Here is a 21,775-nt window from a genome sequence, read left to right as displayed (position 1 = left end):
CAATTAGGACTTACCGACTAAATAGTATCATTTAAACCTGACTCACGTGCATCTATTGAAATTAGATTTTGAATGTATGCGCTTCTATTACCATCAAATAATAATTTAGCTCTTATATCAGCCATATCTACAATATTTGAACTTATCATTACGTTTATACGGCGTAATTTTTCAACTTTAGGGTTGATAATTTGTGGTATATCACCAGCTTCTATCTCCGCTGCTTTCTCAAGCTCTTCAAGTGATCTTGCAGCAGGAAGTTTTTCGAGATCTTCGCAGTATAACTCTGCAGCTTCAGTAATTTTGTGTACAGCATCTTTGAAGGTTTCACCAAAGCTTGAAGTATAGTTAAGATCAGGAACTGATGCAACATAACTTCCATCTTCTTTATGAATAAGTGCTATATATTCCATTTTATCTCCTTATATCTTTTTAGCATATTATCTTTATATCAAAGCATTAGCGGAGCTTTACTCCGCATTGCTTTTCGATACCCTTTAAGGTACCTATAGGGATGTCTTTGGCTCCGTGTATCGCCACGATAACCGTTTTATCACCTTTTATTAGTTTCTTATGTGAACCCTTTTGGGAAACCTCTTTAAAACCTTCTTTTAAAAGAACTTTTAGGACTTCTTTTGCGTCCATTTGCTGTACCTCCTTTTATATTACACATTATACACACTATTTACTTAATTATTTATTACACATAGTGTGTAATAAATTGTATTTCTAGCGGAAAAGCATGCCTTTTATTTGAGCTATAATGCTAAAAAATAGAAAGGTTAAATATGAATGCAATAGTACTTAAAGCAATGGAAGTGGCTAATCAATGTTATTACGAACACCATCAATCTTTAGAGGAATTAAACAACATTTATGGACCTACTGAAAAAGAGATAGAAGTTTGGTTGGAAGTTCGTGAAAGATTTTATGAGGCACAAGAAAAGTTTGAAGGGTTAATACAGTAGTTTTACTGTGCGGAAAGTGTGCGAAAAAACTTGTCAAAATCTTTACTATTTCGTAAAACTACACATAAAGTAATTGATAAATTTTCTCGGAGGATGTAGCTTGAAGCCCGAATTTTAGGGCAGTATATGTATTTTGCAGTATATTATTAGATTGTTATACTATAATCCATGTATAAAAGTATATAAACTAATAATACGGGGATATACATAGCATTATAAAGGTGTACCAAAAGTGTACCATTTTATAAATATATACTGTATTTACGTGATGTGAACATAACTTATGGCGTACCTTTTCTTCCAATACTAACCATCAATCATATCATAGTAAACTATTTTAACTGTAGCTATAAAATACTTTTTTAATACTGACAAGTGATAAATACGGTAACTATTTCTTTTTTTGATGTTTCTATGTTAAAGTAGCGGAAATAACTATATCTTTAGTCGTAGTTTACTTTGAACTATTGCTTCGCAAAGGAAAAGATAGTGGCTTACTATATTACAAAACTCATAATTACCTCACTTTTAATCGTTGTGATCTCTGAAGTTGCCAAGAGAAGCAGTCTGGTAGGTGCTTTGCTCGCAGCTATACCGTTGGTTTCAATATTGGCTATGACATGGATGTATATAGATACAGACAGCAGTAAAAGTGCAGTTGAATTTTCCCAGAGGATCGTTTGGCTGATTGCACCATCGATGACACTTTTTTTAGTTTTCCCATTTATGATCCAAAAAGGTTTCGGATTTTTTATCAGTATGACTACCTCTATAGTATTGACGGTTTTTGCGTACTATAGTGTTATTTTTATCCTTGGCAAATTTGGGATTAAACTGTAGATTTGCTTTAACCCAACTTTTTATATCAAAGACAGAATGTCCGTCTTTGCATTGGGAGATCTCATTTCTAATCTTTTTTCAGAGTCTTTGATCTTTCCTCGTATTCCTCTTTATCTATTTCTCCTTTGGCATACCGATGATCAAGTATATCCTGCGCTGAAGAAGTGTCTCTTTTTTGTTTCTCTTTGAGAAAATAAAAAAGAATAATCAATAATATGATAGGTACTAACCATCCTCCCATTCCCCAACAATGACCAAATGGATACATATTATGTCCTTTTTGAGTTATTTTTATCTAGTGTAATGTATTTATGTGTATTTGTCGTGCAGTCATATTCATATAAATTGTAATGTTATCAATTTGTTACCAATTAAAGAAAAGATTTTATTTATAGTTTGTTATAATGAAATCCAATAAGTTGAAAAGGTTTTTAAATATTATTGTTGTGCCAAACTTGTTGTGAAGCAAGGACGGAAAGCCACGGGTCTCTTGCAGATAGCCGGGTTGCTTATAGTGAATACTTCATTCCTTCATTCCTTTCATGTTTCAGCAGGTTGTCTATAATCATATTTAATTCAAAGATATTTTTTATATCAAATTTTTAGTGAAGCTACTATAGAATGAAATGGACCTTTTAAAGTTTCCAGATCGCTAAAGTTGTTTTCATTAGTTGAATAATATACATAATTTATTTAAAGGATAAGTTTTGAAAAAATTTCATATTGTAGCAGGTGGGTTATTCTCAACTCTGTTAGGTTTTTCGTTAATCGGTTGTGGAGGAAGCTCCTCAGCAGTTCAAACAGCAACAATTAGTGGTAAAGTCCCAGGGACACTTATAGAAGTATTTTGTGAAGATGGTAGCTACTATTCTACAAATTCTGTTCAAGATGGTACAACTGAGCATCCATTTGCAATCGAAGTACCAGTTAACACTGACTGTCGTTTAGTAATGACAACCAATGAAAATGATCCTGATAATAAAGTAGTAACACAAATTGGAATTGTTACAGCTGATGGAAACACTACACTTTTCAGAGCAGAAGGTGATGTTGATCTTGGATTTGTAGATTTGGCTATGGAAAGAAATGCTAGTATTGATGTTGACGGTGATGGTGTTGTGGATCAGGTCTTGGAGCTAGAAGTAGAAAATGGTTTACTTTCAGTTGAGCTTGAGAATGATCCAATGGATAAAGATGGTGATGATATAATAGATATCTATGATAATGATGATGATAATGATGGGATTGTCGATGCAGAAGATCCAGATGATGATAATGATGGGATTATCGATGAAGAAGATGAAGATGAGATCAACGATTTAGATGGTGATGGTATTACAAATAATGCTGATGTGGATGATGACAACGATAGTTTAGATGATGATGAAGATGATGACGATGATAATGACGGAATAGATGATGATGAAGATGATGACGACGATAATGACGGTATCGTAGATGAAGAGGATGATGACGATACTATTTAATAGGGTTAAAATAATCAATTATTAAACTATATAGTCATATCAATACAATAATTATAAAAGTAGAGGTTAAAACGATTTTTTCGTTTTATTCTACTTTTATAAAAAAACTTAACTTTCTTTACTCCTGATAACACAACCCGGTAAAATTTACCTTTTATTTTCTTAGTCATCTATCAATTAACGCTATTTCGATATAATCAACCCAAAAAGAGATATAAAGATGAGAGTACTGTTATTATTGATTTTTCCGTTATTTGTATTTGCAAAAGTACATTATGCAAAACTAGAGCCTTATGAATCCGTCACATTGAAGTCTGCAGTTAGTGCGTTGGTAATGGATGTTGACCTTGATGCTGAAGGGAGTGTAGTGGATCAAAAACGTGTTATTTATTTGGATGACCGTTTGGATAAAATTAACTTGAAAACATCAAATGAAAATCTTCTTATTCTTCAAGAAACTTTAAAACGAAAAGAGTCATATTTTCATCGCATAAATAAGTTGTCAACAGCATCTGCGGCCCAAAAAGATGATGCTTTTTACAGTTTTGCTTCTGCAAAAACACAGTATTTGGATATGCAGTATAAGATTGCCCAGCTGGAAGATAGTATCGAAAAAAAATCCATTATTCTGAACCATAAGTATCTGTATGAAATTATGGTTCGTAAAGGTGATTATGTTACTCCGGGTTCACCTTTGGCAAAGGTAGTAGATGCGAGCAGGGCAAAGCTCGTACTCTATTTAGATCCCGAAGAGTTGGAAGGTATTGAACAAAAAGCGGTTTATCTTGACGGCGAAAAAAGCGAATATAAAGTCGATAAGGTATGGAAAGTTGCTGATGAGAAGTTTATCTCCTCATATCGTGCAGAGATCTATTTGGATGCACCTGAGGGCTCATTCTCCAAGCTCGTCAAAGTGGAGCTTAAATAATGTCAGAGAAGACCGCATGTGGGCTTGACTGTTATGATGCGTGTAATATCATCTACGAAGATGGTAAGATGCATGGTGATGCGAATCATCCTGCCGGTAATGGAGCACTTTGTGCAGTACTCAACAAATATATGGATGAGACTGAGCGTATCAGTAAGCCTAGAGTAGATGGCAAAGAGGTGAGTCTGGAGGAGGCATTGGCCGCAGTAGCCGAGGCTTTTAACAAAGAAAAAAGTCTGCTTTGGAGAGGTTCAGGTAATGTGGGTGTTATGCAGGAAGTTACCGACCTTTTTATGGAACAGATCGGAGGCTACCTGACTAAAGGAAGCCTGTGTGACGGTGCAGGAGCCGCAGGAATAGAAGAGGGAAGAGGAATCAATAAGACACTACCTCTTGAGCAGATTCAGAAGTCTGAAGTAGTGGTTGTCTGGGGTCGAAACCTCACTGTGACCAATTCTCATCTCATGCCTTACCTTGAGGGTAAAAAGCTTATCGTGATCGATCCTGTACGTACAGAGATCGCAAAGAAAGCAGATGTCTTTTTACAGGTTGCTCCACGTACAGATTACTATATTGCGATCATGTTATCCCGTTTTATCTTTATGGAAGACAGTGAAAATAAAGAATGGATGGAAGAGTTTGCACCTGGCTTCGAAGACTATTATGACTATACAAGAGAGCATCGTATCAAGGCGATCTTAAAGTATATTGATCTTGATCTTGGAGATTTTGGACGAGTACTGAACTATCTGCGTGATAGAAAAGTGGTATTCCTTGTCGGTGCCGGGGTACAGAAGTACTCGACTGGTTCTTATACGCTGCATGCAATAGATTCACTTGCCGCAGTTTTAGGGTTATTTGGCCGTGAAGGGTGCGGTGTAAGTTACCTAGGGGATAGTAAGCTGGGATTTAAGAATCCCTTTGAGACAACCTGCAAGCGTGTAAGTAAAGTAGATACTGAGTTTAGTGATTTTGACACAGTATTGGTACAGGGAGGAAACCCGGCTGCTTCAATGCCTGATACAAACAGGGTGGTAGAAGAGCTGGAGGGTGTAGAGAATCTTATCTACTTTGGTCTACATGAGAATGAGACATCAAAAATGGCTCGTATTGTTATCCCTGCTAAAACATTCTATGAAAAAGAGGATGTTAGGCTTAGTTACGGTCATCAGTATGTTACTGCCATGAAGAAGATCACGGAGTCTGATATCGGTATCAGCGAGTATGACTTTACCAAGTACCTCTTTGATACATTTGATTTGAGTGGACTTGAGAGTGAAGAGTACTATATTAATGCATGGCTCTCACAATGTGAAGAACTTAACGGTGAACTGGTAAGTCCGGCTTATGAAGCGTTACCTTATAGTGATGGCTTTGGCGATGATGGTGAAGATGAGTTTGAGTTCATTGAAGACTTTAACGATGATTTTGTCAATACAAAACGTTTTACCAAGTACAGAAAAGAGAGTCAGAACAAACCAAAAGATGAGACACTTTGGCTGCTCTCGCCAAAGTCGAAAAAGTCCATCAATACACAGTTCCTTAGAGACAATAAAATACAGCTTAATCCGGTACTTGGATTTAAAGACGGTGAGAAGGTGAAAGTAAGTTCTGAGCATGGAGAATATATCTTTGAAGTGCAATGTTCTGAATATATGAGAGCAGACTGCGCACTGATCACCAACAATACGATCGGTATTAACTACCTGACACCATCGATCATCAGTGATGAGGGAGAGAGTGCTTGTTATCAGGAAGTAAAGGTGAAAATAGAGAGAGCTTGATCATAGAAATACAGTTCATTAAAGACTGATTAGATTATAGTTTTATTCCATCCTACGATTTGACATGGTATGCCATATTCCCTATTTTCGGTCTTTGGGAGGGTTTTCGTACTCCCAAATGTACATCCAGCTGTGGCAGTGGCATATTAATACCGTTAGCCTGTAACGTCTCATAGATTAGGATGAGCAGGTTGGAACGGGTTGAGGGTCTGATCCCTTCGATCCATACCAGTAGTTCCAGTTCAATAAAGCTTTCGCCGACTGTTTGCATCCATACATTGGGTTTTTTGCGAGGGATATCGCGGATCAGTTTGATCTTACTCTCCATGACGGCTGTGGTGATGAGTGAACTAATCTTTTTGATATCGCTTCCATAAGGTACTTTGAAAGGGACGTAGATTCTTCGTATCCTGTCCTCCATCGTCAGGTTAATCACTTGGCTGTCAATGAGCTCGCTGTTTGGAATAACGATATCAATATTGTCGATTGTACGAAGGTGAGTCGCTCTGTAGCCTATATCCATCACTTTACCTGTAAGGTCTCCTTTGATAGTGATATAATCTCCTGTTTTGATGTATTTTTCACTCAATAATACCATTCCTGAAATCATGCTGGAGACGATGCTTCTGAGTGCAAAGCCCAAACCGATAGAGAGTGCACCTGCAATGACAGCGAGATGTGTGATACTTAGACCTATGCTTCCCAATGCAATAACAAAAGCGGCAAAAAGGATCAATGTTACTCCGAGATTTGCAATGATCTTGATGGAGACAGCTTTGGTCTCTTTACGCTTTTTATGGAGCATGATAAAGAGACGGAAGTAGATTCTGGCAATGATAAATCCTATCAGTAGAATCCCAAGCAGTTTGAGAATACTCAGAAAACTGATCGGTGTTTCATCTAGCACAACAAAAGGTTTTTGGAAAGATTCGTAGAATTTCTCATAGCTTGAGAGTAGATTCTCCCTGAGTGACAGGACGTTATAGTTAATCGCCTCTTTGCTCTCTTTGCTCAGTCTCTCAAACTCTTCCAGCTTTGCATCCAGTAGTGTATCTTGATACGAGAGCTGTGAGAGAATACTGTGTATCTTTTTTTGTGATTGTAGGACTGATTTGAATACTTTTGTTTGAAAATAGTAGAACCCGGTAAGAAATTCTTTGTCCGCAAGCTTCAGTAGGACGTGATCCTTCTCTTTGGTCAGTTTTTCAATCTTTTCTGAAAGTTTTTTAGAGATGTGTTCCTGGGATAGAAGTTCACGTTCCTTGGTAAGGTTTGCAGCGATCAGCTTTTTGTTGATGTTTTCAAGCTCCTTTGCAACTTTGTCAACATTACTCTGTATCTTTTTGATGTCAAACTTGACTTTTGTTATCAGTAACGAGAGGGTATTCTCTCCCTCTTCTATAAATGGAGTCAGGCTTTTTACAGTCAGTTCGTCATGGCGGTGTTTGAGCTTATAGTATGCAAACTGAAGCTGGTAAAGCTGGAGGTTTTTATACTGGGGGTCTGTGACAGACTCAATGGATTTTTTAAGATATCCGAGCCTCTCCTGGGTAAATACCTGTATCTCTTCTAGCTTCTTCTTCTGTTCCACTGCTGATGAAAGCATTTCAAATAGTTTCAGAAATTCAGTTTCACTTACGGTTTCTTTTTCAAGCAGTGAAGCATCAAAAGTCTGAACCTGCGGCTCATTTATGATCAATAACTTGAGCTTTCCAAGCAGCACTTTTTCATTTTGGAGTCGTTCGGTCTCTTCATCATCCATCGGTGTAATATTGAAGAGTTTCTGTGAGAGCTGATCATAGTATATTAGAGTATTTTCACCCTCATAAAGCTTTGTATCGACAGGAATACACCAGAGCGTAATAGTCAAGATCAAAAAAGACCACAGAAGTTTCACGTATCAGCCTTTTGCTATAAATTTCTCTAGCATCATATCATACATTCGGGGAGATTTTTATTGATAAATATCGATAAATGTCAATAAATGATTAATCTTTTTGAGATATTAAAGCGTTGCCCTGAAGCATAAAGAGAGAAGCAAACTTTGCTATAATATGAGAAATTAAAATATCAAACGGAAAAACTGGAAATGACATTAGAAGAATTAGACAAAAAGTATGTGCTTCAAACTTATTCACGTGACTATACAAACTTTGTCAAAGGACAGGGTGCAACACTCTATGATGAGAATGGAAAAGATTATATAGACTTTGCTTCAGGTATCGCAGTAAACTCTGTAGGTCATAACCATCCGAAATTAGTTGAAGCTATCTGTAATCAGGCAAAGAATATCATCCATATCTCAAACCTTCAAGTGATAGAACCTCAGGCAAAACTGGCACAGAAGATGGTAGAGCTTAGTGGATACGATATGGGAGTATTCTTTGCCAATTCGGGGGCAGAAGCGAACGAAGGAGCGATCAAACTCGCTCGTAAATATGGTGGAACAAAGTTTGAAAATAAACGTTACAAAGTGATCACGCTTGAACACTCATTTCACGGCCGTACGATCACTACAGTGAAGGCAACAGGTCAGGAGAGTTTTCATACACCAAACTTCTCACCGTATCCGGAAGGTTTCAGTTATGAGAAGAGTATCGATGATGTCTATAAAGCGATCGATGACGAGACTGTAGCTGTACTTATCGAACTGGTCCAGGGAGAAGGCGGTGTTCAGCCATTTGAAAAAGAGGAGATCCAAAAACTTGCTGCACACCTCAAAGAGAAAGGAATCTTACTTATTGTAGATGAAGTACAGACAGGGGTTTACCGTACCGGTGAGTTTCTTGCATCCAACCTTTACGGGATTGAACCTGATATCATCACGCTTGCAAAAGGGCTTGGCGGAGGCGTACCGATTGGTGCAGTGATGACTAAGCACAAAGATGTTTTGGTCGCAGGTGATCACGGAAGTACTTTTGGAGGAAACTATCTAAGTACGGCTGCAGGACTTGCTGTACTAGAGATCCTTTCAGAGTATTACGAGAGTGGTGCTGTAGGTGAGGCTTTGCTTTACTTTGAAGAGAAGCTTCAAGATATTGCCAAGCGTCATCCTAACCTTTTTGAAAAAGAGGTAGGTATCGGTCTGATGAGAGGACTACGTGCGAAATCTGCTGATATTCAGGTAGCAGTCATTAAAGGTGCAATGAAAGAGGGATTGGTGATCTTGAAAGCAGGGCGTAATACAGTTCGTTTCCTTCCTAGTATTACGATTACAAAAGAAGAGATGGATGAAGGATTCAAACGTTTGGAATCTGCACTTGGGAAGGTAGAAGCGTAATGAAAACAAGCATAATGAGAACACTGTTACTGGCTGTGGGAGTATCGATGCTCTCTTATGCAGATGAGTTGGGAGATATCCTCTCTACCAAGAAATCGATGATCTTTGATTATCAGATGAAGACCAATGAATTAGAGAGTGATCAACTTTCCAAAAGCTGGATCAATCCAATCAATGTGCGTTACAGTAAAAGCTACTCAACACAGTTTGGTGATACTAGAGACAGTTCGAATTTTACAGTAAGTATTGATCAGCCTATTTTCCGCTCAGGCGGTATCTACTACGCGATCAAATACTCTCAGGCATTGCGTGAAGCAAACACCGCAGAGATAGAGCTTCAAAGAAGGACGATGATCGCAGATGCTGTGACGACACTTTTTAATATCCACAAAAATAAGCTTCAACAAAAAAAGATGAAATATCAGATCAAAAATGATCAGATCGATATTCGTCAAAAGCGTGACAGCTATAATGCAGGGTTGCTTGACAGCAGCTTTTTGGATCAGGCGATAATTCAAAGAAGTCAGGATGAGACCACGTTGTTGGAGTTGGAACTTGGACTGCTCTCTTATCAACAGCAGTTTGCTCTTCTAAGTGACAAAGACCCTCAGAGCCTAAAGTTACCTACTTTAAAGCTTGTTAACAAAGAAACCTATAAAAATACAAACCTGGAACTCTATAGAGATAGACAAAGAGCACTTGAGAAGAGTCATAACCAAAAAGTGACATGGGCAAAATACCTTCCAACCGTTTCTTTGCAGGGGACCTATATCGATGCAACATATGCTAACCCTGTCTTTAGCAGTTTTGAAGAGCAGTATTATAACTACGGCTTTTCTGTGAGTATGCCATTGGATATCAATGCATTTGATGATATTGAAGCGAGTAAAGTAGCAAAACTTCAAGCTGAGGTTGAGGCGCTGGATCGTGAAGATACAGTCAATCAGGAGTATGATTGGATCGTCAACAATCTTGATATCTTGGATAGAAAGATCGCATTGGCACGCAAAGATGAGAAACTCTATCAGAACCTTTATAAGATAACCAGTAACTTGGCAAAGGCCGGCGAGAAGACGACTCTAGATGCTGATGTGATGCAAAATACACTTCAAATTCGTAAACTTGACCAACAGATCTATACCATTGATAAACAGATTGAGTTGCTGAAACTCTATGCTCGGATGGCTAAATAATGTACTTCAGTACCTATATGAATGAGTGGCTCTATGGGGATGAGGGCTATTATAAAAAATTCAAAGCAATAGGGAAAAGCGGAGACTTTTATACGGCTGTGAGTACCAGCAGATTCTTTGGTGCCAGTATAGCCAATCACTTTTACACACTTTTGAGTGAAGATCAGGCAGACCGTAACGGATGGCTAATCGAGGTTGGTGCGCATCAGGGGTATCTACTTTGCGATATGATCCAATGGCTCTATACCTGTGATCCAACTTTGGTAGAAACACTGAAATTTGGTATCGTAGAGCGGCAGCCTGAAGTACAAAAGGCACAGTTAGAGTATATTCAAGAGCGTTTTGGCAATGATATCAAGGTCACCCACTTTAATGATATCAATGAGGTGAACGTCGAGTATGCCTTTGTTGTGGCAAATGAGATCTTTGATGCGTTTCCTTGTGAACTTTTAAAAGATGAAAATCTAGCTGTAGTTGATCATCATACAATCAGTTGGGAAGAAGCACCTAAAGAGGTACTGCAATGGGCCCAAAAACATCATCAAAAACAAGGTGAGATCGCTGTAGGATATGAAGCATTTGCCGAAGCGATGGCAGAAGGTATACAAAAGTGTGATTTTGTCAGTTTTGATTATGGGGAGAAGTATGTACGTAATGATTTTTCTATCAGAGTTTACAGAAAGCATGAAACCTTCCCGCTTTTTGATGAAGAATTAGAGCTTACCGAGTCTTACCAAAAAGATGATATTACCTATGATGTGAACTTCGGACATGTAATAGAAGCTTTTGAGGCTGCAGGCTTTACAGAAGTGTCATATGAGACCCAGGCCAGGGCTTTGATCCGGTTTGGACTCATAGATATTTTAGAGATGTTCTCCAAGCAGGCAGACAAGGCAGTTTATACCAGAGAAGCTGATAAGATCAAAACATTGATTGCCCCAACCATGATGGGTGACCGTTTTAAGATGGTACATTTTAAAAAGTAGGATTTAAACGATGCGAGATCACTTAGTGATTTCGCATTGCTTTAAGTATTGTACATCGCTTTATAGCCGCTTCTTCGCCTGAGAACATCTCAGTATAGTGCTCAAACTTTTCCTGACCGATCATACCGATACACTCTTCTTTAGTCATGTCTCCCATTTCAGTACTTTGTTCAACCTGTTTTTCTTCATTGATCATAGCAGGTTGTACTTTGTTTGCAGGATACATATACTCAGAGGTGTAGTTTTCTGCTTGTACTAATTTGGGTGTGAAAGTTTTTTTGGGTGGGGCAGCAGCAGTGTATTTGGGGATTGTTTGGGTCTGAGGAGTTTTTGTCTCTTCGGGAGATACTGTTTCAGATTGGTTAGAGCTGCATCCTGTGATAAGAAGTGTCAAGAGTATGACAATTATTGCTTTCATCTTATTCTCCTATGTATTTGTTCGATTATACCTCTATAACTACAATTGAGATAGCAAAGCCGCCATCATGACTGATTGAGAGTGATGAATTTTTTATCTGGTGTCTTGCCTGGGCTTGTGGTGAGAGTTTAAAATGAGGTGCACCTTTTTGATCTTTATAAATGATAATATCATGAAATGCAAGCTCTGCACCTATTCCACACCCTAACGCTTTGGCAATTGCCTCTTTGGCTGCCCAGAGTCCTGCAATAGACTCAACTTTTCTGGATTCATCGATCTCTGAGTCAGTTAAAAAGCGCTCTTGAAATTTGATACCATACTTCTCAACCATCTTTCTTACGCGCTCTATTTGTATAATGTCTGTGCCTATCTTCATAAAGATATTATATCAGTATCTGGTAATACTTAGGTTTCTTTTTACATAAGATATTTTACATCCACTCAACAACTTTAGAAACCTCACTTGCAACAAAGCACTTTACTTTAGAAGGTTCTAGCGGTTTATTAGGGATCACTGCTTTGGTAAACCCTTGTGTCTCTATCTCTTTGAGACGATTAGAAAGGCCCGGGATCTCCCGTATCTCTCCAGTAAGGCTGACTTCTCCTAAAAAGAGTGTTTCCGCACTTAGCTCCCTCTCTCTATAGCTGCTTAGAATCGCAGCAATGATAGCAAGGTCTGCAGAGGGCTCTTGTACTTTAATTCCCCCGGAAACATTGATGAAGACATCATAGGTACCCAGCGGAAGATCAAGTTTCTTTTCCAGTAGGGCCAGAAGCATTCCCAAACGGTTATTGTCAAATCCGGTGGAGCTTCTTTTGGGATGTCCATAAGCTTCGGATACTAGAGCCTGTATTTCAACAATGATCGGCCGACTTCCTTCCATGATTACCGTAAGAGCCGAACCTGATTGAAGTTTATCTTTATTGAAAAACTTACCTGCCATACTTTTGGCATCATTCAGCCCTTCACGGTTCATTTCAAAGATACCTACCTCGTTGGTAGAACCAAAACGGTTTTTAAAGCCGCGTAAAAGTCTCAGCTCGGAATTGCTATCACCTTCAAAGTATAACACCGTATCAACCATATGCTCAAGTACTCTTGGTCCGGCAATCGATCCATCCTTGGTAATGTGCCCAATGATAAAGATAGGGATGTGCAGGCTTTTAGCAATACGCATCAGCTCAAAAGTGATCGTACGTACCTGTGTCACTGAGCCCGGTGCTGAAGAGGTCTCATCTGAGTAAAGTGTCTGAATCGAGTCTATGACAATAAATCCATAGTTTTCATTATTTATCTCTGCAAGTACTGCGTTTAAATTGATCTCGGCGAGTAGATAGAGATTATCATGGTTTGCTCCCAGTCTGTTGGCACGCAGTTTGATCTGTCCTGCAGACTCTTCTCCCGAGACATAAAGTACTTTTGTCCCTTGGCTTGCCAGGTTCCCTGCAATTTTTAGTAACAGTGTAGATTTCCCTATACCCGGACTTCCACCAATAAGTGTCAAAGAGCCGGGAACAATACCCCCGCCCAAAACAAGATCAAGTTCTTTGCTGCCTGAAGTAGATCTAGCGATATTATCTTCCTGGATATCGGTGATTGGTTGTGCTCTGTTTTTTGAAGTGAATGCCACAGAAGAGGTCTCTTTTAAAAACTTGATCTGTTCAGTAGAGAGTTCGATCATACTTTCCCACTCACCGCATGAGGTACATTTCCCCATCCATCTTGGAGATTGAAATCCGCATGCTTGGCACTCAAATAGTGTTTTTTTCTTTGCCATATCTTATCCTTGGGTTAACTAGATGAATTATAGAATAAATAACAAGAGTTGAGATAAAAATATGTCATATTGTCATATTTAAATCAGCTGCTATAAGGTCTTTTGCTATAATTGCATTTACAAAATAAAAGAGGTAGCGCAGTTTATGATAAGAGCACTTTTACACATACTTTATGGAATGTATTTGACCAATAGCTATGGTTTGAGGTTAAAACTTACAAAGGATCCAAAAAAGAAAAAAAGACTCAGAATTGCTTATTCGCAGGCACAGCTGGATGCATTGGGGATCAAAGTAAAAGTAAAACATCCTGAAAACCTACCCAATGACGGACAATATCTGCTTGTTTCTAATCATAGAAGTGTAATTGATCCTTTAATTATTGAACTGGCCCTCAAAGAGACTAATCTTTTTGGACTTTGGGTTTCTAAGAAAGAGCTTTATAATTCACTCTTTTTCGGTCTGTTCGTTCGAAATGCAGGTGCGATACTTATTGATCGTGAAAAAACACAAATGAGCGGATTTTTTAGCGAAGTCAAAAAAGGTGTGCAGGAGGGGCATTCCATTTATATCTTTCCTGAAGGAACACGTAATAAAACCAATGAACCTGTATCAACGTTCAAAGAGGGTTCTCGTATCATTGCTATGAAGAACAGATTACCGATATTACCGGTCTATATCGAACAAAATGCTGATGAGATTTTAAGAAAATCGATGAGAGAAGGTATCAAAGAGCAAGAGATTAACATAGTGATCGGTAAAGAGATCTCTTACCGAACCAAAGGTGATCTTGAACTACTCTATAAAGAAGAGTTTAGGCTTATATAGAGTAGGGACTAGATAAAGATCTCATCAAGTATGGTATTGACATACTCATTGGCTTTAAAGCGGATCATATCGGAGGGTTGCTCACCTGTACCGATGTACCAGATAGGCATTTTAAGTTCATCTGCGATACTCAGCACCGAACCGCCTTTTGCAGTTCCGTCTAATTTTGTGATGATGATCCCGTCAATTCCTATCATTTCATTAAATGCTTTTGCCTGATTGATCGAGGAATTCCCCTGTGTACCGTCAAGTACAAGCATTTTTCTATGAGGTGCACCGTCCATTGCTTTCCCTGCAACACGTATCATCTTCTTGAGCTCTTCGCTAAGGTTTGTCTGTGTATGCAAACGTCCTGCCGTGTCTATGATCACATGATCAATGCCCTTTGCCTTTGCTGATTCGATCGTGTCATATACGACAGCGGAAGGATCATGCCCCTGCTGAGTTGCTACTATCGGCACACCAAGTTTAGCTGCCCATCTGCTAAGCTGTTCTATTGCAGCAGCACGAAATGTATCTCCAGCACCAAGAATGACACTTTTGCCATGGTCTTGATAACGATATGCCAGTTTAGAGATGGTCGTGGTTTTCCCTGCACCGTTTACTCCGATGATCATTTCTACAAACGGTTTGGCATCACTCTCTTTCCAGTCTGCTTTATATTGAAAGACAGAGATAAGCGAGTTAAAAGCCTGTACTCGATTGATATTTTCAGGTAGATCTTCAAGCAAACGTTCCACCAGTTCATAGTTGACATCTGCTTCTAAAAGTATATCTTCAAACTCATCTTTGCTGATCTCTTTTTTCTTGTTAGGTGCGACTTCTTTGATCGCTTCATTGGTTTTGCCCAATACTTTTTTGAAAAGGTTAAACATGAATGAACTATCCTTTAATCTTTGTTTATCATTAGTATATCATGTGTAATCATCTCTATGGGAACAGCACCTTCATAGATAGAATCGGTTTCTCCTTTATGATACAACAGTGTTGTCGGAGTAGTTAAGTTATCACTATCCAATAGTTCTGAAAAGATGTTAATCAATGTATCATGTGAGCTATCATAAGAGATGAAATAATCGATTTGATTCATACTGATAAATGCTTTGAGGTTTTCCTCATCTATTGATTGGTTGGTTGGTATACCCAAGACCGTGAGACGGTCATGATATTTATCCTGCAGTTTTGTAAGATAAGGAATCTGCGCCATAGAATCATGATCATTCATATCGAAAAAGTTGATCAGCAGTATAGGTTTACTTTGAGTATCAGGTAAGAGTTTCCCCCCTTGTATAGTCAGTGTATACTTTTTCCCGCTGCGATCTTGAAATAGTAAACTACCTGAAGTTGTAGATTTATGTGCTGGTTTCCCTTTTACTGATGTTGATGTGAACATCTTTTTTTGTGTGATATTTGTATCCGGAGCACCTATGATTTCAGTACTGTTTTCTACAGGAAGTTCCGTATCTGTTTTAGTCTTTTTTTCTTCACATCCGTTGAATGAGAATGATATACATAAGAGTATACCTATAAATATTGCATTCTTAGTTCTTTTCACAGTATACCTTTACAGGGTTATTATTCAATTCAGGGTTTTTAGATATACCCATTAGATATAATAAATTAAAAAAAAGATTATAACCAAAGAGCATTAAAAAGAGGTATACTGAAAAATGAGGCAAACCATTGAGAAAAGGGCGTTTAGAGCATCTTGTCTGGAGAAATTGCGAAAAGCATCTCAAAGAGGTGCATATTCAAAGGATAAAAGCATTGTGCAAAGACTTTACAGTGAGATTGTCGCTTTTGATGCTCAAAATATCATGCTTTATCTTCCACTGGGAACAGAGGTGAACCTCTATCCGCTTATAAAACAGTTACGTAAAGAGGGTCGGAAGCTTTATGTACCGTTTATGGAGGGTAAAAGTTTCAGGTTGGTAAAATACAGATTACCACTAGAGAAAAAGAAATTTGGAATCAAAGAGCCCAAAGATTCAAAACAGTATAGACAAAAAGCAATTGATATGGCGATCGTACCGATAGTGGGATTGGATGTGACACAAAGACGTGTTGGATTCGGTAAAGGTATGTATGATAGATTTTTTGAGAAAGAAAATAAAAATATTAAAAGAACCGTATTTTTAGCACGTGAATTATGTTATAGCAAAGAGATTATTACAGACGATTTTGATGTGACCGCTGACATGATTATCACGGGATAGAATAAAATATAGAGGTAGACTGATAGTATTTACCTCTTACGGTGTGAGGAGAATAGATGATAGAGACAATTGGACTCTCCTCCATAGCAGGAGTTGTTTTAGGCGTAGTAAGTTGCTACTTTTGGTTAAAAAGCAGTACACAAAGTAAATTTTCTTATATGGAGTTGGAGAGCAGAGCAAAAGCAAAGGCGATCGAACATGAGGCTGTACAGATACTTGAAAACAGTAAAGTAAGAATCAAGGCAAATGAGATCGAGCAAGAACGGGAGTATCAAAAGCGTTTATCAAAATTGGATGAACGTCAACGCTCAGTGATTCTTGAACAAAAAGTGATGGAGTCTGAAAAAAAACGTTTTGAGGAAAAGAAAAAAAGTCTGCAAAGACAGGAGAGAAACCTTGAAAAGCTAGAGCAGAACAAGCAAGCTGTGATCACTGAAGCAATCGATAAAATGGAACATATTGCTTCTCTTACCAAAGAGGAAGCAAAAGCCTTTATCCTTGAGAAGGTCGAAGAGCAAAGCCGCGCAGAGGTAGCAGACATAGTACGCAAGTACGAACATGAAGCCAAGGAAGAAGGTGAAAAGAAGGCCAATTATATCCTTGCTCAGGCTACAACGCGCTATGCAGGTGAGTTTGCCGGTGAACGCTTGATCAATACTATTACGCTTCCCAGTGATGAACATAAAGGTCGTATCATCGGGAAAGAGGGACGAAATATTAAATCTCTGGAGATGCTTTTAGGTGTTGATATCATTATTGATGAGACTCCGGGAGTGATCGTAGTGAGTTCGTTCAACTTATATAGAAGAGCGATAGCAACACGTGTGATAGAGATATTGGTAGAAGATGGACGTATCCATCCCGGACGTATTGAAGAAGTGCATGAAAAAGTACAAAAAGAGTTTGAACAGAAAACTTATGAAGAGGGTGAAAATATCGTCATAGATCTCGGGCTTTTTCCTATGGCTGAAGAGCTTATAAGGTTGCTTGGTCGTATGAAATATAGAGCAAGTTATGGACAAAATGCACTGGCACATACATTGGAAGTAGCAAATTTGGCCAAAGTGATGGCTGCCAATATGGGTGGAGATGAAAAACTTGCTATGCGTGCAGGTTTGCTGCATGACATCGGTAAAGCATTGACACAGGAGCATGGAGGTTCACATGTTGAACTGGGGGTAGAGCTTTGCCGCAAATATCATGAACATCCAACGGTGATCAATGCGATCTATGCACATCATGGTTATGAAGAACCTGATTCGGTAGAGTCTGCTGCGGTTTGTGCTGCAGATAAACTTTCTGCAGCCAGACCGGGTGCCAGACGAGAGGTACTTGAAAGCTTTACCAAGAGGGTACAGGAGATCGAAGATATTGCGACTGCCAAAGAGTATGTCACAAGTGCGTATGCGATCAATGCAGGGCGTGAGATACGTGTATTTGTCAATGCTGATAAGATCTCGGATAATGAATCTGTGCTTTTAAGCAAGGAGATCGCCAAAGAGATCGAAGAAAAGGTACAGTACCCCGGTGAGATCAAGGTCAATGTTATCCGTGAGACGAGAGCGACAGCATACGCTAAATAAAAGCAAGAGGCTTCTTATGAATTAATGAAGGTTACAGAAATTAGAGTGTAAACGCAAAGAGATTTATTTATTCTACGTTATAATCAACGATATAAATGATTAGGAGTTAATTCTAAGATGGATAGATGTAGCCAAATTAAGGCAAGTGTGAGAATGGAAGAGAAATATGCAGGGATGTGTCTTACATTTGACAGAAATGATCAGAGTCTTCTTGATGAAGTCAATGAAGCGATTGTAAAAGTCAATAAAGAGATGAAGATGACACCGCTTATCTGGGACAATCTTAATAATAAGACCCTCTATGTAGAGTTTAAAGAAGATGTACAAAGAGACAGTGGTGTTTATTTTGAGAAGCTACTTAGAGAGCTCAAAATAGATAAATGTGAAAATGATATATTTCAACTATAAGGCGGAAGAAAAGTAATGTTAAAAAAAGTATTGATGATTGCACTATTATTTTGTGGATTACAGTTACAGGCAGAAGAGAAAGCTCCTGTTGTAGTCCTTGAAACCAATCTTGGAAAGATTGAACTGAAACTTTATCCTAAGATAGCGCCTAAAGCTGTAGAAAATTTTACGACGCATGTAAGGAACGGCTACTACAATGGATTGATCTTTCATAGAATTATTAAAGACTTCATGATACAAGGCGGGGATCCGACAGGTACGGGTAGAGGCGGTGAGTCTATCTGGAAAAAAGATTTTGAGGATGAATTTGCCCCTAATGTGGTATTTGACAGACCGTTTTTACTTGCAATGGCAAATCGTGGACCTAAAACAAACGGAAGCCAGTTTTTTATTACTACAGTACCGACACCATGGTTGAACGGAAGACATACTATTTTTGGTGAGGTGATTGCCGGTCAAGATGTGGTAAGTAAGCTTGAAAATGTCGATGTAGACCCTAGGATGAGTCGACCGTTCTTTGATCAAAAGATCATTAAAGCGTATATCAAATAAATTTTACAATCGAAAATCTTTCTATCAGGAGGAGATTCTTCTCCTGATTGCAAATAACCGGTCTTAGGTTGGTTATTATCTTTAAAATCATTTTTTATCTTTATTATTAAGGCACTCATGGACTTAAATCAACTTAGAGAAGAACGTCAAACATGGTTGACGTGGAAAAATATCGTACCGTTTCAGGATGCAATCAAGGCGCTGCCGGAGTTTGAAGATATCACAGTCTCTCTTGGGGATGTTGTAAGTATAGATATCCCGAATCTCACACAAGAGCAGGCTGATCAGATCAAGCAGACCGCACTACTGATGAAGCCGTGGAGGAAAGGACCTTTCCGGATCAATGAGCTTTTTATCGATACGGAATGGCAGAGTCAGATCAAATATAACCTTCTTGAGCCGTACTTTGATTTGGAAGGGAAAGTCGTCGGCGACATCGGATGCAATAATGGTTACTACCTTTTTCGTATGCAAAGTCAAAATCCCAAAAAACTGATAGGATTTGATCCTTCGGCTATCTACTACTCACAGTTTCAGTTTATTAACCATTTTGTTAAATCGGATATCGTTTATGAGATGTTGGGGGTAGAGCATGTAGAGTTTTATGAACATAAATTTGATGTACTCTTTTGTCTGGGAGTGCTTTATCACCGTTCAGATCCCGTAGCAATGCTCAAGTCACTTTATAAGGGGCTGGAGAAGGGTGGAGAGTTGATCCTTGATACCTTTATGATAGACGGAGAAGAAGAGGTGGCACTGACCCCGGCAGGAAAATACTCAAAAATACCAAATATCTATTTTGTCCCAACGATACCGGCATTGAAAAACTGGTGTCATCGTGCTGGCTTTGAGTGTGTAGAGGTACTTGAAACAAAGGTAACTGATCTCAATGAACAACGAAAAACCGACTGGATAGATACGCAGAGTTTAGAGGATTTCCTTGATCCAAATGATCCAAACAAAACAGTAGAGGGGTATCCAGCACCCAAAAGAGTTTATATTAAAGCAAAAAAGTCACTCTAAATATTTATACTAGAATAAAAGCTTATTTTGTATGATTAGATTGAAAAAACATTAGGATAACCTTAAAGATAACCTTAGTTTTATTTTTAAATAAGCTTGTTTTTGCTATAAATTTACCACTAAACAGAGAAATCGAACAAACTTTAAGGTTCGGTTTACTCTTTGTAGACCAATAAAAGCAGTAAATAATATGAGAATTTTAAGCGTAGGGTTTGACGATGAATTCGTCAATGAACTTGAAAAAGAGTTAGATAAATACTTTATTTGTATTGTAGATAATGCCAAAGATATGTACGATGCGACAAACTTCACAGACTTTAGACATTATGAACTGGTGATCATCGTAGATGAAGGGGTACAGTTTTCACTAGAACGTTATGTAAATGAAGTAAAGAAGAAAAAGAGTGAGACAAAGATCATCATACTAACGGATAAGCCGAAGAGCCAAGCAGAATTTTTCAAGCTTGGAGTTGATGATGTAGTCTATCAGCATTGTGATCAGCCTGACTTGATCGCTGCAAGAGTACTTGCAAATATGAGACATCTTTTTGGTACACAGGTTGAAGTCGATAAACTTGTGATTGATATTGCTAACAAAAGAATACAGTATGATGATAAAAATGTATCGCTTAACGGAAAGACATTTGATATCCTTGCATACCTTGCACTGAGAGAAAAAAGAGTTTTTTCTAAAGATGAGATCATCAATGCACTCTGGGAAGAGCCTGAGTATGTGAGTGACAATACCGTTGAGGTAGCGATCAACCAGATCAGAAAAAGACTCAAGCAGATCCTTGGTTTCCAGGTGATTCATACGGTAAGACGCCGCGGTTATAAATTCGCTTATTAATTTTTGTGCTTTTAGCACATCATCTTTTCGCGATCTTTTCAATCACTTACTATCTAGTAAGCTCCTTCAAGAGATCGCAAAAATCTAATGTACTCTAAACACAAATCTTTAATAAACTCACTAGCCTGAACTCCTTTCAAAAAATATCGCTATAATCTTCCAAAACGAAGAGGAAGTACTTTATGCAGTTAAATACCCACTTAAATATCGATACATCACTATGCGGCAAGGTTGTCAAACTCGAAGATAACTACTCTGAGGTATTACTGCATACTACTGTACATATGTGTGCAGATGCACAAAGGTTGGTGCATGGAGGGTTTGTTTTTGGTGCAGCAGACTATGCAGCAATGAGTGCAGTAAATGATCCTTATGTGGTGCTGGGTGCATCAAGCTGTAAGTTTACAGCTCCTGTCAAGGTAGGGGATGCTGTGTTGTGTAAAGCATCTGTGGTCAGTGAAAAAGGGAAAAAGAAAGAGGTGGATGTACAAGCTTTTGTAAATGCAAAGCTTGTGTTTGAGGGGAGTTTTACGACGTTTGTATTAGATAAGCATGTGTTAGACTAAACGTGAAACTGTTCACGTTTGTAAAGTCCTCTAGCCTACTCGGGTCGCTATGCTCCACCGCTTCGGTTCCGTCGGACTAAACGTGAAAC

General features: G+C 38.5%; 25 protein-coding genes and 1 riboswitch. Of the genes, 16 read left to right on the top strand and 9 right to left on the bottom strand.

The genetic code is table 11. The features are described from left to right. Positions 1 to 17 precede the first annotated feature (17 nt). Both PGH07_RS07700 and PGH07_RS07695 read right to left on the bottom strand, forming a co-directional pair. On the bottom strand, positions 18 to 413 hold the full coding sequence (locus PGH07_RS07700; RefSeq protein WP_289413804.1) for a type II toxin-antitoxin system HicB family antitoxin: 396 nt from the start codon (positions 411 to 413) through the stop codon (positions 18 to 20). 46 nt (positions 414 to 459) lie between these two features. After that, positions 460 to 645 carry a type II toxin-antitoxin system HicA family toxin gene (locus tag PGH07_RS07695; RefSeq protein ID WP_289413803.1) on the bottom strand — a complete coding sequence of 62 codons (186 nt, stop codon included), beginning with the start codon at positions 643 to 645 and terminating at the stop codon, positions 460 to 462. A gap of 143 nt (positions 646 to 788) precedes the next feature. Between PGH07_RS07695 and PGH07_RS07690 the strand changes: the two genes are divergently transcribed. After that, complete coding sequence (locus PGH07_RS07690) at positions 789 to 968, top strand: hypothetical protein (RefSeq protein WP_289413802.1); 180 nt, start codon at positions 789 to 791, stop codon at positions 966 to 968. A 489-nt stretch (positions 969 to 1,457) separates the two neighbouring features. Beyond that, the gene (locus tag PGH07_RS07685) at positions 1,458 to 1,808 is read left to right on the top strand and encodes a DUF3147 family protein (protein ID WP_289413801.1); all 351 of its coding nucleotides are present in this window, start codon (positions 1,458 to 1,460) and stop codon (positions 1,806 to 1,808) included. A gap of 67 nt (positions 1,809 to 1,875) precedes the next feature. On the opposite strand, the gene PGH07_RS07680 is transcribed toward PGH07_RS07685, so the two are convergent. Continuing rightward, positions 1,876 to 2,076 carry an SHOCT domain-containing protein gene (locus tag PGH07_RS07680; RefSeq protein ID WP_289413800.1) on the bottom strand — a complete coding sequence of 67 codons (201 nt, stop codon included), beginning with the start codon at positions 2,074 to 2,076 and terminating at the stop codon, positions 1,876 to 1,878. Positions 2,077 to 2,246: 170 nt separating this feature from the next. Next, positions 2,247 to 2,321, top strand: a riboswitch (cyclic di-GMP riboswitch). Between the two features lie 437 nt (positions 2,322 to 2,758). Here PGH07_RS07680 and PGH07_RS07675 point away from each other — a divergent pair. The 3 genes from PGH07_RS07675 to PGH07_RS07665 all read left to right on the top strand — a co-directional run bounded on the left by PGH07_RS07675 (position 2,759) and on the right by PGH07_RS07665 (position 6,007). Next, positions 2,759 to 3,295 (top strand): hypothetical protein, encoded by a 537-nt coding sequence (locus PGH07_RS07675; protein ID WP_289413799.1) that lies wholly within the window; start codon positions 2,759 to 2,761, stop codon positions 3,293 to 3,295. A gap of 220 nt (positions 3,296 to 3,515) precedes the next feature. Continuing rightward, positions 3,516 to 4,223: an efflux RND transporter periplasmic adaptor subunit gene (locus tag PGH07_RS07670; RefSeq protein WP_289413798.1), complete on the top strand. Its 708-nt coding sequence runs from the start codon at positions 3,516 to 3,518 to the stop codon at positions 4,221 to 4,223. Beyond that, positions 4,223 to 6,007, top strand: coding sequence for a molybdopterin-dependent oxidoreductase (locus PGH07_RS07665; protein ID WP_289413796.1), 1,785 nt, complete (start codon positions 4,223 to 4,225; stop codon positions 6,005 to 6,007). Before PGH07_RS07670 ends, PGH07_RS07665 begins: the two co-directional genes overlap by 1 nt. Positions 6,008 to 6,059: 52 nt before the next feature. Here PGH07_RS07665 and PGH07_RS07660 read toward each other — a convergent pair whose 3' ends face one another. Then, on the bottom strand, positions 6,060 to 7,904 hold the full coding sequence (locus PGH07_RS07660) for a mechanosensitive ion channel family protein (RefSeq protein WP_289413795.1): 1,845 nt from the start codon (positions 7,902 to 7,904) through the stop codon (positions 6,060 to 6,062). A gap of 192 nt (positions 7,905 to 8,096) precedes the next feature. On the opposite strand from PGH07_RS07660, the gene PGH07_RS07655 reads away from it, so the two are divergent. The 3 genes from PGH07_RS07655 to PGH07_RS07645 are packed head-to-tail and all read left to right on the top strand — an operon-like array spanning position 8,097 to position 11,466. Next, positions 8,097 to 9,287: an aspartate aminotransferase family protein gene (locus tag PGH07_RS07655; protein WP_289413794.1), complete on the top strand. Its 1,191-nt coding sequence runs from the start codon at positions 8,097 to 8,099 to the stop codon at positions 9,285 to 9,287. Continuing rightward, the gene (locus tag PGH07_RS07650) at positions 9,287 to 10,480 is read left to right on the top strand and encodes a TolC family protein (protein WP_289413793.1); all 1,194 of its coding nucleotides are present in this window, start codon (positions 9,287 to 9,289) and stop codon (positions 10,478 to 10,480) included. Before PGH07_RS07655 ends, PGH07_RS07650 begins: the two co-directional genes overlap by 1 nt. Continuing rightward, on the top strand, positions 10,480 to 11,466 hold the full coding sequence (locus tag PGH07_RS07645; protein WP_289413792.1) for an SAM-dependent methyltransferase: 987 nt from the start codon (positions 10,480 to 10,482) through the stop codon (positions 11,464 to 11,466). Before PGH07_RS07650 ends, PGH07_RS07645 begins: the two co-directional genes overlap by 1 nt. Before the next feature lie 22 nt (positions 11,467 to 11,488). Here PGH07_RS07645 and PGH07_RS07640 read toward each other — a convergent pair whose 3' ends face one another. Genes PGH07_RS07640 through radA form a run of 3 tightly spaced genes read right to left on the bottom strand, consistent with a single transcriptional unit; the run spans position 11,489 to position 13,662 of the window. Next, positions 11,489 to 11,884 (bottom strand): hypothetical protein, encoded by a 396-nt coding sequence (locus PGH07_RS07640; RefSeq protein ID WP_289413791.1) that lies wholly within the window; start codon positions 11,882 to 11,884, stop codon positions 11,489 to 11,491. A 25-nt stretch (positions 11,885 to 11,909) separates the two neighbouring features. Beyond that, positions 11,910 to 12,260 (bottom strand): holo-ACP synthase, encoded by a 351-nt coding sequence (gene acpS, locus PGH07_RS07635; protein ID WP_289413790.1) that lies wholly within the window; start codon positions 12,258 to 12,260, stop codon positions 11,910 to 11,912. Positions 12,261 to 12,315: 55 nt separating this feature from the next. Then, positions 12,316 to 13,662, bottom strand: a complete 1,347-nt coding sequence (gene radA / locus PGH07_RS07630) for a DNA repair protein RadA (RefSeq protein ID WP_289413789.1) — start codon at positions 13,660 to 13,662, stop codon at positions 12,316 to 12,318. Between the two features lie 178 nt (positions 13,663 to 13,840). Between radA and PGH07_RS07625 the strand changes: the two genes are divergently transcribed. Further along, entirely contained in the window at positions 13,841 to 14,488 is a 648-nt protein-coding gene (locus tag PGH07_RS07625; RefSeq protein WP_289413932.1) for a lysophospholipid acyltransferase family protein, read from the top strand. Between the two features lie 8 nt (positions 14,489 to 14,496). On the opposite strand, the gene ftsY is transcribed toward PGH07_RS07625, so the two are convergent. Next, complete coding sequence (gene ftsY / locus PGH07_RS07620; RefSeq protein ID WP_289413788.1) at positions 14,497 to 15,363, bottom strand: signal recognition particle-docking protein FtsY; 867 nt, start codon at positions 15,361 to 15,363, stop codon at positions 14,497 to 14,499. A gap of 14 nt (positions 15,364 to 15,377) precedes the next feature. Beyond that, on the bottom strand, positions 15,378 to 16,043 hold the full coding sequence (locus PGH07_RS07615) for a TlpA family protein disulfide reductase (protein ID WP_289413787.1): 666 nt from the start codon (positions 16,041 to 16,043) through the stop codon (positions 15,378 to 15,380). Between the two features lie 115 nt (positions 16,044 to 16,158). Between PGH07_RS07615 and PGH07_RS07610 the strand changes: the two genes are divergently transcribed. From PGH07_RS07610 to PGH07_RS07580, 7 genes are all read left to right on the top strand, one after another. After that, positions 16,159 to 16,704 (top strand): 5-formyltetrahydrofolate cyclo-ligase, encoded by a 546-nt coding sequence (locus PGH07_RS07610; RefSeq protein WP_289413786.1) that lies wholly within the window; start codon positions 16,159 to 16,161, stop codon positions 16,702 to 16,704. Positions 16,705 to 16,760: 56 nt separating this feature from the next. Beyond that, on the top strand, positions 16,761 to 18,287 hold the full coding sequence (gene rny, locus PGH07_RS07605) for a ribonuclease Y (protein WP_289413785.1): 1,527 nt from the start codon (positions 16,761 to 16,763) through the stop codon (positions 18,285 to 18,287). A gap of 117 nt (positions 18,288 to 18,404) precedes the next feature. Continuing rightward, entirely contained in the window at positions 18,405 to 18,695 is a 291-nt protein-coding gene (locus PGH07_RS07600; RefSeq protein ID WP_289413784.1) for a hypothetical protein, read from the top strand. A gap of 15 nt (positions 18,696 to 18,710) precedes the next feature. Beyond that, positions 18,711 to 19,247: a peptidylprolyl isomerase gene (locus PGH07_RS07595; RefSeq protein WP_289413783.1), complete on the top strand. Its 537-nt coding sequence runs from the start codon at positions 18,711 to 18,713 to the stop codon at positions 19,245 to 19,247. Positions 19,248 to 19,364: 117 nt separating this feature from the next. After that, the gene (gene cmoB, locus PGH07_RS07590; protein ID WP_289413782.1) at positions 19,365 to 20,270 is read left to right on the top strand and encodes a tRNA 5-methoxyuridine(34)/uridine 5-oxyacetic acid(34) synthase CmoB; all 906 of its coding nucleotides are present in this window, start codon (positions 19,365 to 19,367) and stop codon (positions 20,268 to 20,270) included. Positions 20,271 to 20,460: 190 nt separating this feature from the next. Continuing rightward, positions 20,461 to 21,120 (top strand): response regulator transcription factor, encoded by a 660-nt coding sequence (locus PGH07_RS07585; RefSeq protein WP_289413781.1) that lies wholly within the window; start codon positions 20,461 to 20,463, stop codon positions 21,118 to 21,120. Between the two features lie 182 nt (positions 21,121 to 21,302). Continuing rightward, complete coding sequence (locus PGH07_RS07580; RefSeq protein ID WP_289413780.1) at positions 21,303 to 21,686, top strand: hotdog domain-containing protein; 384 nt, start codon at positions 21,303 to 21,305, stop codon at positions 21,684 to 21,686. Positions 21,687 to 21,775 lie beyond the last annotated feature (89 nt).

The sequence above is a fragment of the Sulfurovum zhangzhouensis genome, assembly GCF_030347965.1.
Taxonomy (GTDB): Bacteria; Campylobacterota; Campylobacteria; order Campylobacterales; family Sulfurovaceae; genus Sulfurovum; species Sulfurovum zhangzhouensis.
This window is presented reverse-complemented; position numbering and strand designations above follow the sequence as displayed.